Origin of the sequence: Pseudomonas sp. Teo4, from assembly GCF_034387475.1 — a bacterium.
Lineage (GTDB): Bacteria > Pseudomonadota > Gammaproteobacteria > Pseudomonadales > Pseudomonadaceae > Aquipseudomonas.
This window is the reverse complement of record NZ_JAXCIL010000001.1, coordinates 2786768-2801241: the sequence shown is the minus strand read 5'-3', so window position 1 is coordinate 2801241 and position 14474 is coordinate 2786768. Positions and strand designations below refer to the sequence as shown.

The 14474-nt window shown below is 63.2% G+C and carries 15 protein-coding genes and 1 tRNA gene; 14 read left to right on the top strand and 2 right to left on the bottom strand.

Annotated features, from left to right (window positions below; genetic code table 11):
• Positions 1–26: 26 nt before the first annotated feature.
• From PspTeo4_RS12600 to PspTeo4_RS12565, 8 genes are all read left to right on the top strand, one after another.
• On the top strand, positions 27–938 hold the full coding sequence (locus tag PspTeo4_RS12600) for a LysR substrate-binding domain-containing protein (RefSeq protein ID WP_322364091.1): 912 nt from the start codon (positions 27–29) through the stop codon (positions 936–938).
• Positions 939–1060: 122 nt separating this feature from the next.
• The gene (locus PspTeo4_RS12595) at positions 1061–2755 is read left to right on the top strand and encodes an FAD-dependent monooxygenase (protein ID WP_322364090.1); all 1695 of its coding nucleotides are present in this window, start codon (positions 1061–1063) and stop codon (positions 2753–2755) included.
• Between the two features lie 10 nt (positions 2756–2765).
• Complete coding sequence (locus PspTeo4_RS12590; RefSeq protein ID WP_322364089.1) at positions 2766–2948, top strand: DUF2783 domain-containing protein; 183 nt, start codon at positions 2766–2768, stop codon at positions 2946–2948.
• A 70-nt stretch (positions 2949–3018) separates the two neighbouring features.
• Positions 3019–4344: an MFS transporter gene (locus PspTeo4_RS12585; protein WP_322364088.1), complete on the top strand. Its 1326-nt coding sequence runs from the start codon at positions 3019–3021 to the stop codon at positions 4342–4344.
• Positions 4345–4392: 48 nt separating this feature from the next.
• A complete protein-coding gene (locus PspTeo4_RS12580; RefSeq protein WP_322364087.1) occupies positions 4393–5199 on the top strand; it encodes a LuxR C-terminal-related transcriptional regulator in 807 nt (268 codons plus the stop codon).
• A gap of 82 nt (positions 5200–5281) precedes the next feature.
• Positions 5282–5358, top strand: a tRNA-Val gene (locus PspTeo4_RS12575).
• Positions 5359–5499: 141 nt separating this feature from the next.
• Positions 5500–6072, top strand: coding sequence for an SPOR domain-containing protein (locus PspTeo4_RS12570; protein WP_322364086.1), 573 nt, complete (start codon positions 5500–5502; stop codon positions 6070–6072).
• Positions 6073–6158: 86 nt separating this feature from the next.
• A complete protein-coding gene (locus tag PspTeo4_RS12565; protein ID WP_322364084.1) occupies positions 6159–6584 on the top strand; it encodes a GTP pyrophosphokinase in 426 nt (141 codons plus the stop codon).
• Positions 6585–6603: 19 nt separating this feature from the next.
• Here PspTeo4_RS12565 and PspTeo4_RS12560 read toward each other — a convergent pair whose 3' ends face one another.
• Complete coding sequence (locus PspTeo4_RS12560; RefSeq protein ID WP_322364083.1) at positions 6604–6846, bottom strand: DUF1654 domain-containing protein; 243 nt, start codon at positions 6844–6846, stop codon at positions 6604–6606.
• 274 nt (positions 6847–7120) lie between these two features.
• Positions 7121–8209, bottom strand: a complete 1089-nt coding sequence (locus PspTeo4_RS12555) for an asparaginase (protein WP_322364082.1) — start codon at positions 8207–8209, stop codon at positions 7121–7123.
• 321 nt (positions 8210–8530) lie between these two features.
• On the opposite strand from PspTeo4_RS12555, the gene PspTeo4_RS12550 reads away from it, so the two are divergent.
• From PspTeo4_RS12550 to rbsD, 6 genes are read left to right on the top strand one after another with little or no spacing between them, the layout of a single operon-like run.
• Complete coding sequence (locus PspTeo4_RS12550) at positions 8531–9487, top strand: sugar ABC transporter substrate-binding protein (RefSeq protein ID WP_322364081.1); 957 nt, start codon at positions 8531–8533, stop codon at positions 9485–9487.
• Between the two features lie 21 nt (positions 9488–9508).
• Entirely contained in the window at positions 9509–11062 is a 1554-nt protein-coding gene (locus tag PspTeo4_RS12545) for a sugar ABC transporter ATP-binding protein (protein ID WP_322364080.1), read from the top strand.
• Positions 11059–12054, top strand: a complete 996-nt coding sequence (locus tag PspTeo4_RS12540) for an ABC transporter permease (RefSeq protein WP_322364079.1) — start codon at positions 11059–11061, stop codon at positions 12052–12054. The genes PspTeo4_RS12545 and PspTeo4_RS12540 overlap by 4 nt, the downstream gene beginning before the upstream one ends.
• Before the next feature lie 4 nt (positions 12055–12058).
• Positions 12059–13081: a LacI family DNA-binding transcriptional regulator gene (locus tag PspTeo4_RS12535; protein ID WP_322364078.1), complete on the top strand. Its 1023-nt coding sequence runs from the start codon at positions 12059–12061 to the stop codon at positions 13079–13081.
• Between the two features lie 9 nt (positions 13082–13090).
• Positions 13091–13993: a ribokinase gene (rbsK, locus tag PspTeo4_RS12530; RefSeq protein WP_322364077.1), complete on the top strand. Its 903-nt coding sequence runs from the start codon at positions 13091–13093 to the stop codon at positions 13991–13993.
• On the top strand, positions 13993–14385 hold the full coding sequence (gene rbsD, locus PspTeo4_RS12525) for a D-ribose pyranase (RefSeq protein WP_322364076.1): 393 nt from the start codon (positions 13993–13995) through the stop codon (positions 14383–14385). Before rbsK ends, rbsD begins: the two co-directional genes overlap by 1 nt.
• Positions 14386–14474: the final 89 nt, after the last annotated feature.

Below are 14474 nucleotides of genomic sequence, written 5' to 3'. Positions count from 1 at the left end.
AACCATGATTACTGGGAGCACGATTCGTGAACAATCTTCCTGGCCTTGAAGACTTTGCCGTCTTCATCGAAGTGGCCAAGCGCGCCAGCTTCATCAGCGCGGCCGAGCAGCTGGGCATGTCGGGCGCGTTCGTGAGCAAGCGGGTGCGGGTGCTGGAGCAAAGCCTGGGCGTGCGCCTGTTGCACCGTTCGACCCGGCGTGTCGTAGTCACCGATGACGGGCAGCGCGTGCTGCGTTGGGCGCAGCAGATTCTCGACGACGTCGGCCGCATGGGGGACGAGCTGTCCCAGTCACGCAGCGCGCCCAGCGGCCTGTTGCGCATCGTCAGCAGCCAGGGGGTTGGCCGACAGTTCGTGGCACCGGCGATTTCCGGGCTGGCGGCCACGTATCCGGCACTGGACATCAGGCTGGACGTCTACGATCACCTCGTCGACCTGGTGGAGGAGCGTTTCGACATCGATGTGCGGGTCGGCAACGACATTGCTGCGCACTTGATTGCCAAGCTGCTCAGCCGCAACCAACGGATTCTTTGTGCCAGCCCAGGTTACCTGGCAGAGCGGGGCACTCCGGAGTGCCTGGCCGATCTTGGCGAACATGACTGCCTGGTGATCAAGGAGCGTGACCACCCGCTCGGCATCTGGACCCTCGATGGCCCGACGGGGGCCGAGACGGTCAAGGTCAATGGCAGCCTCTCGACCAATCACGGAGAGGTGGCACGTCAGTGGTGCCTGGATGGTCGCGGCATCCTGCTCAGGTCATGGTGGGATGTCGCCCCTTCCATTTCCAGCGGTGCGCTGGTTCGCGTGCTGGACGGCTACAGCCAGCCGGCGGACATTTGGGCGGTGTACACCGCGCCCATGAGCAGCTCGCCGCGGGTTCGCGTCGCGGTGGAATGCCTGCAGCAGTATTTTCAGGATCACTACCTGCCAATGGGCTGAAGACATCTGCCGGAAGGCTTGTCCCTTTTTGGGGACATGCCCGTCCAGCCATCACGATTAGCATTGCCTGCGAACCCAGTGGCCTCTGCCCATAAGCATAAAAACGTCGGAGAGCATTCAGCATGCACTGCCCATCGGTCGAGCCGCGGCGCTCGCTGTATTTCGATTATCAGGTTTATCCCGCTTTCACCGCCGGGGTTGGAGCCGTCTTGCCCCGGCGCGAGGTGGTCGTGGTGGTTGGCGCGGGCCCCATAGGCCTGACCGCTGCGCTGGAGCTGGCGCGCTATGGCATCCCCAGTGTGGTGCTCGAAGCCGAGCAACAGGTCAGCGAAGGTAGTCGTGCCATTGTCTTCACCCGTCGTTCGCTGGAAATTCTGCAGCAGGTGGGGGTGGCGGATCGCGTTACCCAGGCCGGGCTGCCCTGGCGCTTTGGCAATTCGTTCTACCGCAACCAGCGGGTGTTTCGCATGGTGGCGCCCCATGACGACAACGACCGCTTCGCGCCAATGACCAATCTGCAGCAGCCGTGCCTTGAGCATGAACTGGTGCAGGCCGCCCAGGCCAATCCGCTGATCGAGCTGCGCTGGGGCAACAAGGTGGTCGACGTACACCAGGCCGACGACCACGCGCGGATGGAAGTGGATACGCCAGCGGGCCTCTACTCGCTGGAAAGCGCCTGGGTCATCGCCGCCGACGGCGCGCGTTCCGGTCTGCGCAGCCTGCTTGGCCTGAAACTGGAAGGCGCCGCCTATGAGGGGCGCTTCGTGATCGCAGATATTCGTATCAAGCTCGACCTGCCCACCGAGCGACTGGCCTTCTTCGACCCGCCCTGGAACCCTGGGAACACAGTGTTGATGCACCGTGAGCCAGGCGATATCTGGCGCATCGACTACCAGTTGCCGGCTGACGAAACCCCTGAGCAGGCATTGTCGCCCGAGTCGCTGCGCGAGCGTATCGATGCGCAGTTGGCCTTGATGGGCATGCAGGATCGAAGCTGGGAGCTGGACTGGAGCTCGGTTTACTCCGCACGTGCACTGACGCTGCCCGAATATGTTCAAGGGCGGGTGGTGTTCACGGGGGATGCTGCGCACCTGCTGCCGATTTTCGGTGTGCGCGGGGCCAATACCGGGTTTCAGGATGTCGGGGGCTTGTGCTGGAAGCTGGCGCTGCAGATCAAGGGCCTGGCAGGCCCGGCGCTGCTGCCCTCATACAGCCAGGAGCGCGTGGCCGCCGCCCGCGAGATCATTCAGGAGGCCGGCAAGAGCACGCGTTTCATGACGCCGCCCAGCTCAGGGCAGCGTTTGCTGCGCGATGCAGTGTTGTCTTTGTCGCTGAGTCAGGCGTTCGTCCGGCCGTTGTATCACTGGCGTACCTCCAGGCCGCATGACTATTGCGATTCGCCGCTCAATTGCGCTGAGGACGATGACCAACTGTTCACCCAGGGGCCAAGGGCGGGTGCCACGCTGAAGAACTTGCGCCTGGGTGAAGACGACTACCTGTTCGATCACCTTGGGGCGGCGTTTCATCTTCTTTGCTTCACCGACGCCAGTGAACTGCCCGAGGATGTTCAGGCCCAGGTCGCGAGCGCCCAGGCGCAGGGCATACCGCTTCGTGTGATTGCCCTGGGGGCGCAGGCTGCAGTCAAAGGTGCCGACCTGACGCTGGATGATCGCAGTGGTCTTCTGCGGCAACTGTATGGGGCGCCATTGGGTGGTGCCTACCTGGCCCGCCCGGATCAGCACGTGTGCGCACGCTGGATGCAGCTGAGCGGCGCAGGCCTGGCTGCGGCACTGCTTCGGGCATTGGGAAATCTTTGAGGACACCGTCATGTCGACCCTGAATATCGCCGATCTGGAAACGCTTTATGACCACCTGGCCGACAGCCTGGATCGCACGCCGCAAGACAAGCGGGAGCTGATGCTGGTCAAGCTGGCCCTGCTGGCCGCCGAGGCGCTGGGTGATGCCGGACGTTTCGCCGAGCTGACCGAGATCGCCTTGCGCGACCTGTAAATGCTGTGCACCAGCTGCCCGGCACGGACCGGGCAGCGGACCCTCCAATAATAACAATCAGGTGGTCCCCATGACCCATGCTGTTGCCGAGCCTGCGCCTGCCTGCGCTGCGGGTAGCTACCCTGCGGTCGGGCGCAAAGTTGCCCGACGGTTGATACCCTTTCTGTTCCTCTGCTTTGTGCTGTCGTTTCTGGACCGAATCAACATCGGCTTTGCCGGCCTGACGATGATGGCCGACCTGCAATTGAGCAGCACCCAGTTCGGCCTGGCGACGACGCTGTTCTATGTCGCCTACATTGCCTGTGGTATCCCCAGCAACCTGGCGTTGGCCCGGGTCGGCGCGCGGCGCTGGATCGGCTGCCTGATGATCGCCTGGGGGCTGGCTTCCACCGCCACGCTGTTCGCCACCGGGCCGGTGTCGCTGTACCTGCTGCGGATGCTGGTGGGCATCACCGAGGCCGGGTTTCTACCCGGTGTGCTGCTTTATCTCACCTTGTGGTTTCCCAGTGCCTATCGTGCCAGGGCCAACGCATTGTTCATGATCGCCATGCCGTTCACCGCGGGCTTCAGCTCGGCATTGTCCGGGCTGATTCTTGGGCTTGATGGCACCTGGGGCCTGAAGGGGTGGCAGTGGCTGTTCCTGCTTGAGGGCTTGCCGTCGGTTCTGGTCGGGTTGGTGGTGTTCAGCTACCTGGATGACAGCCCGCGTCAGGCCCGCTGGCTCGATGCCCAGGAGCAAGGGCAGTTGCTGGCCGAGCTGGAGGCCGAGCGGGCAGGGGCTGCACAGCCGCTGGTAGCGCCCCGCAGTGTTGTGGCGGAACTGCTCACACCACGCATCCTGCTGTTTGGCGTGGTGTATTTCTGCCTGGTCAACACGCTGGCGATGATCGCCGTATGGACGCCCCTGATCGTCAAAAGCTTCCACAGTGCCGGCAGCAACCAGGCGATTGGCTTGCTCGCCGCAGTGCCGCAGGTGGTGACCATCGTGTTGATGGTGGTGTGGGGGCTGCACTCGGACCGAACCGCCGAGCGCCGCTGGCACCTGGTGCTGCCGATGCTGCTGGCCGGGGCTGGCTGGCTGCTGGCGCTGCCGGGTGGTGGTGCTGCACTGCAGTTGACCGGAGTGTGCCTGGCTGCGGCCGGCTCCTACACGGCAATGTCGATTTTCTGGACCACGCCGGACCAGTGCCTTAGCCTGGAGGCCCGGGCGCTGGGCATTGCGCTGATCAACGCAATAGGTAACCTGGGGTCAGCCCTTAACCCGCTACTGGTGGGGTGGCTGAAGGACCTGACCCAAGGCTTTACCGCCGGTTTCATCTACGCGGGTGCGCTGATGCTGGTCGGGGCGCTGCTGGCCTTGCGTCTGCCGTTGTCGGGCAAACGCTCGGCGGCCTGATAGACTCGCTCACATTGCCCGTAATCGACGTTCCAGCGAGGTAACTGCATGCAATTCTGGCCACTGCGCAGTGTCGAGCCGGAGCATCGCCTGAACATCGGGCAGGCCGCTACCTTGCTAAGCCGGGTAGGCGAGAACCATCGTCGTCAGCTGGCCGGCGACCTGCTGCAATTTATCGGCACCGGCATTCCCCTGGCCCAATGCACGGTGTTCGCCTATGCGCCGCGCCGCAATCCCCAGGTGTTCACCTTTGCCGACCGGGCCCGCGAAGTATCGTTGGTGAACATATCCAGCCGCTATGCCGAACGTTTCTACAGCCAGGATGGCAACCGGCACGCCATGGCCTGTACGGGCGGTGGCGAGCGGATTCTGGTGCAGCGCCAGCGTATCGACGAGATTGACCACGATGAGTATCGGCGTATCTGCTACGAGCAGCCGAAGATCACCGAACGGTTGGCGTTGTTGGCCAACTGCGAAAAGGGGCGGTGGCTGTCGGTGAATTTCTACCGAGGACGCGAGCATGGCTGCTTTTCTTCTCGGGAGCTGGACTTCATGGAAGCTGCGGCACCGCTGTTGATCCAGATCGTGCGCCTGCATTACCAGGCCTACCTGCAAGCCAACGAGCTGCCGCTGTTGCTGGCCGAGCGGTTGTCCGGCCTGTATCCGGAACTGACGTTGCGCGACCGGGAATTGCTGCGCTTGCTGCTGACCGGCATCGACAACGCTGAAATCGCGCTGAGCCTGGGCGTACGCCCCTCCAGCGCAGCCACCTACATCAAGCGCCTTTATCGCAAGTTGGGGACTGGCGGCTTGCGTGAGCTGATAGGGTTGGCGACGCAAGGGCAGTGGCGCTGACCACTTGCTGAAAGTTTTTGATTTTTTTGAAAAAAACGCTTTACAGGTAGGTGTATCCCCCTTAATATGCGCGCCACACGACAGGCACATAGCTCAGTTGGTTAGAGCACCACCTTGACATGGTGGGGGTCGTTGGTTCGAGTCCAATTGTGCCTACCAAATCTGAAGAGGGGCGATCCGAAAGGGTCGCCCTTTTTCGTTTGCGCATTGCAAGGCTGTTGCAGCTTGTAACCTATGGTCTCGGCCCGTGCTGAAGGCCGGCGTGCTAGAATCCGCCCCTTCGAATCTGGAGGTGGACGCGTGCGCAAACTGGCAGTGGTAATGGCAGTGCTGGCCTTGGCGGGCTGTGAGAACGAGGTGGAAGGCGTGCACAAACAGGTGGCCGAACACCTGCACAACCCCAAGACCGCCAAGTTCGGCAACGTGCGAATCGACACCCAGGGCACCATCTGTGGTCAGGTGCGCGGCAAGGATGATGCCGGGCAGTACGAAGCCTACCGCAGTTACGTCGCAATCAAGCGCGATGCTGGCCAGTACGAAATCATCGTCGACGACAGCGGCAACAACCTGCGAATCCGTGAGAAGTGTGGGGGTGCCGACCTGCAACGCCGCGCCGAGGCCCTGGCTGACCAGCCAGCCCCTGAAGGCTGGGATGTCGAGGTGATTCAAGGTGCGAACATGGGGGCGCTGAGCGACATGACCGCACGCCTGATCGAGAAGGGCATTCCTTCCTCGGTGGAGTACCGCGATGGCAAGCCGGTGGTGCTGATGGGGCCGTTCCCAACCAAGGCCGAGGCCGAGGCTCGCAAGGCTGAAGTCATGGCCAAACTCGGCACCGACTCGGTCGTCATTCAGCATGGCGTCGAGCGCTAGGCTCTGCTTGACGAGCCTGCGGGTGGCCATGGCACACCGGTCCCGGCTATGCTTGGGCAAGGGAGATGCTGAACGGAGAGGGCCTCATGTCTACGCTGGAACGGGCCATTGTGGTGGCCGCCAGGGCGCATGAAGGGCAATGTGACAAGGGTGGGGCGGCATACATCCTCCACCCGTTGCGGGTGATGATGCGCGTTGCCACACCGGAGCAACGCATTGTCGCGGTGCTGCACGACGTGCTTGAAGACACGCCGATGACGCTGTCGGACCTCGCCCGTGAGGGCTTTGCATTGAAGATCCTGGCCGCCTTGCTGGCATTGAGCCGGCGCGAGGGCGAAAGCTACCAGGACTTCGTCGTGCGCCTGGGTGATGACCCCTTGGCCCGCACAGTCAAACTGGCAGACCTTGCCGACAACAGCGACCTTACGCGTATCGCCACCCCTGGCCCTGCCGACCTGGCGCGCCTGGCTCGATATCGGCAAGCCAGTGCCTACCTGCAGGCGCTGGTCTAGGCCGCAACCACAGGTAGGGTCAGTCTTCCTTCGGTACCGTCCAGAAAATCTGCACGCCGCCATCGTCGCGGTGGGCGAGGGTGACGTTGTCGTTCTCGCCGATTTCCTCGAGCAGGGTTTCCCAGTCCTCCACCGATTCGTGTTCCAGGCGGAAGATCAGGGCGGCACGGCTGCGTTGGGCGAGGGGGTTGTTGATGATCTTCTGGACGCGAAGGCCCAGTTGCTCATAGCTGCTTGGGGTTGCGGCGGCGGTGCTGGCCATGAAACGCTTTCCTTGTTTTTGCTGTATGCACATACAGTATTTCACTGTAAGGAAATTCGCAACAGGGCGTAAGGTGAAAAGCGTGCTGGAGGATTGGGCGGGAGAAGGCTGTGTTGACTGGGCTGGCCTCATCGCCGGCAAGCCGGCTCCCACAGGTACTGCGGCGATCTCAAGATTGGCGCGGTCCATGTGGGAGCCGGCTTGTCGTGGCGACGAACCGCGACGATGAGGTCAGTACAGGCACCTCAAGACAGTTGCCACATGGACCGTGCTATCAGTACTCCCAGAAGATCCGCTGCAGCTCTTTGCTGTCCTGGGTTTTGGTCATTGCCACCATGGCCAGGATGCGCGCCTTCTGTGGGTTCAGGTCGTGGGCCACGACCCAGTCGTTCTTGTCGTCCGGCTGTTCGGCGTTACGCAACACGAAACCGCCCTGGTTGACGTGGGACGAACGAATGATCTGCACACCGTTCTTGCGCAGCTCCTGCAAGGCTGGCACCACCCGCGACGAGACCGAGCCATTGCCGGTACCGGCATGGATCAGCGCCTTGGCGCCGTTTTGTGCCAGTGCCTTGTAGGCCGTGTCGGTCACGTTGCCGTAGCCGTAAGCGATGTCCACCTGTGGCAGGCTGCTGATCTGCTTGATATCGAACTCCGAATTGACGGTGTGGCGCTTGGCCGGAAGGCGGAACCAGTACGATTTGCCTTCGACCACCATGCCCATCGGGCCCCAGGCGCTCTTGAAGGCTTCGGTCTTGATGTTGACCGACTTGCTCACATCACGTCCGGACTGGATCTCGTCGTTCATGGTCACCAGCACGCCTTTGCCGCGCGACTGCTTGTCGCTGGCCACGGCCACGGCGTTGTACAGGTTGAGCATGCCATCGGCGGACATGGCGGTACCTGGGCGCATGGAACCGACCACCACGATCGGTTTGTCGGTCTTTTCCACCAGGTTGAGGAAGTAGGCGGTTTCTTCCAGGGTGTCGGTGCCGTGGGTGATGACGATGCCGTCGACGTCCTTGCTGTCGGCCAGTTCCGCGACCCGTTTACCCAGCTTCAGCAAGTCGTCGTTGCTGATGCTTTCCGAGGCGATCTGCATCACCTGCTCGCCACGCACATTGGCCAGCCCGGCCAGTTCCGGCACGCCGGCGATGAGCTTGTCGACGCCTACCTTGGCGGCCTGGTAGGTGGCGCTGTTGGCGGCGCTGGCGCCTGCGCCGGCAATGGTGCCGCCGGTGGCGAGAATGACCACGTTGGCGAGTTTCTGTTGGGCTTCGACTTCCTTCGCCGAGGCGATGGTCGGCAGGGCCAGCAGCAGGGCGAGTGCGGTGGGGGCGAAGGTCTTCAGTGCAGCATTCATGATTATTGTTCTCTCTCTTCCTAATGAGATTTTTGATATGTCGCACAGCACTGGAGGCAGGTTTCGTACCAGTTGGCCTTATTGCCGGTAAGCCAGCACTTGCAGGGGGTGCGGGGGCCTGAGGTGCTGTGCGTATTCGGCTTTCCGAACAAAATCAGGAAAAGGTGTTCGGTTTATCGGAAAAATTCCGGATAATCATCTGCGCAGTCGCCTTGACCCCGGCATCGAAACGGATTTGACAAACGCAGGTCTTGTTCCCATAGTTAGGAACCGCAAACGTTTGCGACCCGATAAAAATCACAAGATTCGGAGTCATTTCCCATGAAGCTGCCGTTCACCGGTCGTCTGCTGGCCCTCGCTGTCGCCTCCACGCTGTCCCTCACATTGCCGCTGTCCGCCGCCCACGCCGAAGAAGCGCCCAAGGTTGCCTTGGTGATGAAGTCGCTGGCCAACGAGTTCTTCCGCACCATGGAAGACGGCGCCAAGGCTTACCAGAAGGAGCACCCAGGCGAGTTCGAGCTGGTGGCCAACGGCATCAAGGACGAGACCGACACCGGCAACCAGATCCGTATCGTCGAGCAGATGATCGCCACCGGTGCCAAGGCGCTGGTGATTGCGCCGGCCGACTCCAAAGCGTTGGTGCCTGTGGTGAAAAAGGCCATGGACGCCGGTATCACCGTGGTCAATATCGACAACCGCCTGGACCCGGAAGTGCTCAAGAGCAAGGGCATCAGTGTGCCCTTCGTAGGGCCTGACAACCGCAAGGGTGCCCGTCTGGTCGGCGACTACCTGGCCAATGAAAAACTCAAGGCCGGCGACCAGGTCGGCATCATCGAGGGCGTGCCCACCACCACCAACGCCCAGCAGCGTACCGCCGGCTTCAAGGACGCCATGGAAGCTGCGCAGATGAAGATCGTCTCGGTGCAGTCCGGCAACTGGGAAATCGACAAAGGCAACGCGGTTGCCGCCTCCATGCTCAACGAATACCCCGAGATCAAGGCCCTGCTGGCGGGTAACGACAGCATGGCCCTGGGCGCAGTGTCGGCGGTGCGTGCCGCCGGCAAGACCGGCCAGGTGCAAGTGGTCGGCTACGACAACATCAATGCAATCAAACCGATGCTAAAAGATGGCCGCGTACTCGCCACCCTCGACCAGGCCGCCAGCCAGCAAGCGGTGTACGGCATCCAGGCGGCGCTGAAAATGCTCAAGGGCGAGAAGCCGGATGTGGATGCCGACAACGTCATCCAGACCCCGGTTGAACTGATCACCCAGCCTTGATCCCCAGCAGGAGAAGTGGCCATGTCAGCATCGGCCCATGAAGTGGTGCTCGTTGCCAGGGGGCTGGGCAAGACCTATGCCCAGCCAGTGCTCGGCGATGTCTGCCTGAGCCTGCGTGGGGGGGAAGTGCTGGCCCTGACTGGTGAAAACGGCGCGGGCAAGAGCACCCTGTCCAAGCTCATCAGCGGCCTGGAGGTGCCCACCACCGGGCAGATGACCTACCGTGGCCAGGCCTATGCGCCTGGCAGCCGCAACGAGGCCGAGCGTCTGGGCGTGCGCATGGTCATGCAGGAACTCAACTTGCTGCCGACCCTGACCGTGGCCGAGAACCTGTTCCTCGACAACCTGCCCAGTCGTTTCGGCTGGGTCAGCCAGAAACGCCTGCGCCAACTGGCCACGGCGGCCATGGCCCAGGTGGGGCTGGACGCCATCGATCCAGATACCCCGGTCGGGGAACTGGGCATCGGCCACCAGCAGATGGTTGAAATCGCACGCAACCTGATCGGCGATTGCCGTGTGCTGATCTTCGACGAACCTACCGCCATGCTCACCGCGCGCGAAGTAGAGCTGTTGTTCGTGCAGATCGAACGCCTGCGTCAGCGCGGCGTGGCCATCGTCTACATCTCCCACCGCCTCGAAGAGCTGCAGCGCGTGGCACAGCGCATTGTCGTGCTGCGCGATGGCAAGCTGGTGTGCGATGAGCCCATCCAGCGCTACAGCAGTGCCGAGCTGGTCAACCTGATGGTGGGGCGGGAGCTGGGCGAGCACATCGACCTTGGGCGCCGCACCCTGGGCGCGCCGTTGCTTAAAGTCGACAAGCTGTGTCGGGGCGACAAGGTGCAGGACGTGTCGTTCCAGGTCAGGGCAGGGGAGATCTTCGGTATCTCCGGGTTGATCGGTGCGGGTCGTACCGAACTGCTGCGCCTGATCTTCGGTGCCGACCGGGCCGACAGTGGCAGCATTGCCATCGGCCAGCCGCTCAAGGTGGTGACCATCGATTCGCCCAAGGCCGCCGTGCAGGCGGGCATCGCGCTGATTACCGAAGACCGCAAGGGGGAAGGCCTGCTGCTGTCGCAGTCGATCAGCGCCAACGTCGCTTTGGGCAACTACGGCGTGGTTTCCCGTGCCGGGGTACTCGACGGCGACGCCGAAAATGCCCTGGCCGAGCGGCAGATCAACGCCATGCGTATCCGCAGTGCCGGCCCGGCCCAGGCAGTCGGCGAACTGTCCGGTGGCAACCAGCAGAAAGTGGTGATCGGCCGCTGGCTGGAGCGTGACTGCCAGGTGCTGCTGTTCGACGAGCCAACCCGCGGTATCGACGTCGGCGCCAAGTTCGACATCTATGGCCTGCTGGCCGAGCTGGCGCGCCAGGGCAAGGCCTTGGTGGTGGTGTCCAGCGACCTGCGCGAGCTGATGCTGATCTGCGACCGGATCGCCGTGCTGTCCGCCGGGCGGCTGATCGACACCTTCGAGCGCGACCATTGGCGTCAGGACCAGCTCCTTGGCGCGGCCTTCTCCGGCTACCAGAAACGTGACGCAATGCTGCACGATGCAGCTCCCAGGACGGATGCATGAAAACCACACCCCTCGAAACCTCGGGCAGCACACCTGTGCGTCGCGGCGGCAACTATTTCGGCCTGGGCAGCTACCTGGGCCTGGCCGGCGCCTTGCTGGCGATGATCGTGCTGTTCTCGTTACTCAGCAGCCACTTCTGGTCCTACGCCACCTTCAGCACCCTGGCCAACCAGATTCCCGACCTGATGGTGCTGGCAGTGGGCATGACCTTCGTGCTGATCATCGGCGGCATCGACCTGTCGGTGGGCTCGGTGCTGGCGCTGGCGGCCTCGACGGTCAGTGTGGCGATTCTCGGCTGGGGCTGGTCCGTGCTACCCGCCGCCTTGCTCGGCATGGCCATCGCGGCACTGGCGGGCAGCATCACCGGCGCTGTCACCGTGGCCTGGCGCATTCCGTCCTTCATCGTCTCCCTCGGCGTGCTGGAGATGGCTCGGGGTTTGGCCTACCAGTTCACCGATTCGCGCACCGCCTACATCGGCGACGCCTACGCCTGGTTCTCCAACCCGATGGCCTTTGGCATTTCGCCGGCCTTCATCATCGCCCTGCTGGTGATCGTGGCGGCCCAGCTGGTGCTGACCCGCACCGTGTTCGGACGCTACCTGATCGGCATCGGCACCAATGAAGAAGCCGTGCGCTTGGCCGGTATCGACCCGCGTCCCTACAAGGTTCTGGTGTTTGCCCTGATGGGGCTGCTGGCCGGGCTGGCTGCGTTGTTCCAGATCTCGCGCCTTGAGGCTGCCGACCCCAATGCAGGCTCGGGCCTTGAGTTGCAGGTGATTGCCGCCGTGGTCATCGGTGGCACCAGCCTGATGGGCGGGCGCGGTTCGGTCATCAGTACCTTCTTCGGTGTGCTGATCATCTCGGTGCTGGCCGCGGGGCTGGCGCAGATCGGCGCTTCGGAACCCACCAAACGTATTATCACCGGGGCGGTCATCGTCATCGCCGTGGTGCTCGACACCTACCGCAGCCGACGCGCAAGTCGGCGGAACTGAAATCATGGCAACCATCAAAGACGTCGCGGCACTCGCAGGTATTTCCTACACCACGGTGTCCCATGTACTGAACAAGACCCGACCTGTCAGTGAGCAGGTGCGGCTGAAGGTCGAGGCGGCGATCGCCGAACTCGACTATGTGCCCAGTGCAGTGGCGCGTTCGCTCAAGGCGCGCAGCACGGCGACCATCGGGCTGCTCGTGCCCAACAGCGTCAACCCTTATTTCGCCGAGTTGGCGCGGGGTATCGAGGACGCCTGCGAGCGCAATGGTTACTGCGTGATCCTGTGTAACTCCGACGACGACCCGCAGAAGCAGCGCAGCTACTTGCGCGTGCTGCTGGAAAAACGCGTCGATGGCCTGGTGGTGGCGTCGGTGGGCGAGGACAGCGACCTGCTGCAGAGCCTCGCCGGTGTGCGCACGCCAATGGTCATCGTCGACCGCGAGCTGGAGGGCGTCGATGCCGACCTGGTGCGCATCGACCACGAACAAGGTGCGTACCTGGCGACCGTGCACCTGCTCGAGCTTGGCCATCGCGATATTGCCTACATTGGTGGCCCGGCAGAAACCGGTGTCAGCCAATTGCGTCTGGCTGGTTTCCGCCGTGCCATGGCGCAAGTGCAGGCGCAGGTCGAGCCTGGCCGTGTCCTGCACTGCGACTTCACCAGCCCTGGCGGCCATGCGGCGGCGGCAGCGCTGCTCGACGGCACCCGCCCCACGGCGATCTTTGCCGGCAACGACATGATTGGCTTCGGTGTGCTACGTGCCGCAGCCGAGCGCAATATCAACGTGCCGGGAGAGCTTTCGGTGATCGGGTTCGATGACATCGAGCTGAGCCGTTACGTGTATCCGGCGTTGACCACTGTCGGCCAGTCGATCCGCGAGCTGGGTGAAAACGCCGCGGCGCTGCTGCTGTCGCGCATTGCCACGCCACGCCAGGGCGCCTCGGAGCAGCGCATCGTGGCGCCGCGCATCGTGGCCCGCGAGTCGACCGGGCCACGCCCGGACCTGTTCAATGATTACCGCTAAGGAGCTCCCATGCAGGCCAAGGTAGTGGTGGTCGGAAGCCTCAACATGGACCTGGTTGCTCGTGCCGAGCGTTTGCCACGCCCCGGCGAAACGCTGGCCGGCGAGTCCTTTTTCACCGTGCCTGGGGGTAAGGGTGCCAACCAGGCCGTGGCCGTGGCGCGACTGGGCGGCAGTGTGGCCATGGTCGGCAACGTCGGCGATGACGCCTATGGCCAGCAGTTGCGCCAGGCGCTGGAGGTCGAAGGTATCGATTGCCAGGCAGTCAAGGTCTGCGACGGCGTTTCCAGCGGCGTGGCGCTGATTACCGTGGATGCCGCCAGCCAGAACTGCATCGTCATCATTCCCGGCGGCAACGGCCTGCTGACGCCGCAGGCGGTGCAGCAGTTCGATGCGTTGCTGCAGGCCGCCGAAGTGATCATCTGCCAGCTCGAGGTACCGGCTGACACTGTGGCCTGGACCCTTGCCCGCGGGCGTGAGCTGGGCAAATGCGTAATTCTCAACCCCGCCCCGGCCACCGGCCCATTGCCAGCGGCGTGGTTGCCCCACATCGACTACCTGGCGCCGAATGAAAGCGAGGCCGAGGCCCTGACGGGCGAGCCGGTCAGTGACCTCGACAGCGCCCGGCGTGCCGGTGAGCGGCTGCTGCAGCTGGGTGCTGGCAAGGTGATCGTGACGCTGGGCGCGCAGGGCGCCTTGTTGGTCACCTCGCAAGGCAGCCGGCATTTTCCGGCGCCCAAGGTCAAGGCGTTGGATACCACTGCGGCCGGCGATACCTTCATCGGTGGCTTTGCCGCCGGGCTGGTGCGAGGCCTCAAGGAAGACGAGGCGATTGCCTTCGGTCAGCGCGCGGCGGCGTTGTCCGTCACCCGTGCGGGGGCGCAGCCGTCCATCCCGTATCTCAAGGAGCTGTAATGAAGAAGACCGCATTGCTCAACGTTGCCCTGTCGCGCACCATTGCAGGGTTGGGGCATGGCGACATTCTGGTGATCGGCGATGCTGGATTACCTGTGCCGCCGGGCGTCGAGCTCATCGACCTGGCGCTGACGCCGGGTATTCCGGATTTTGCCAGTGTGCTGCGCACCGTGCTGAGCGAGATGCAGCTTGAGCGCTATGTGCTGGCCGAGGAAATGCTGGATGTGGCCCCACCTGCGCTGGCCGAAGTGGCAAAGCTGCCGCTGGATCGGCGTCAGTTGGTGTCTCACGACGAATTCAAGGTGCTCAGCCGCCAGGCTAAGGCCGTGGTGCGTACCGGGGAGTGCAAGCCGTACAGCAACATCGCCCTGGTAGCCGGCGTTACCTTCTGACTGTAGGAGCAACTGTCTTGCTCAACTTCTAAAAGCTGGCGCGATCCCTGTGGGAGCGGGCTTGCCCGCGAAAGGGCCGGCACAGACAA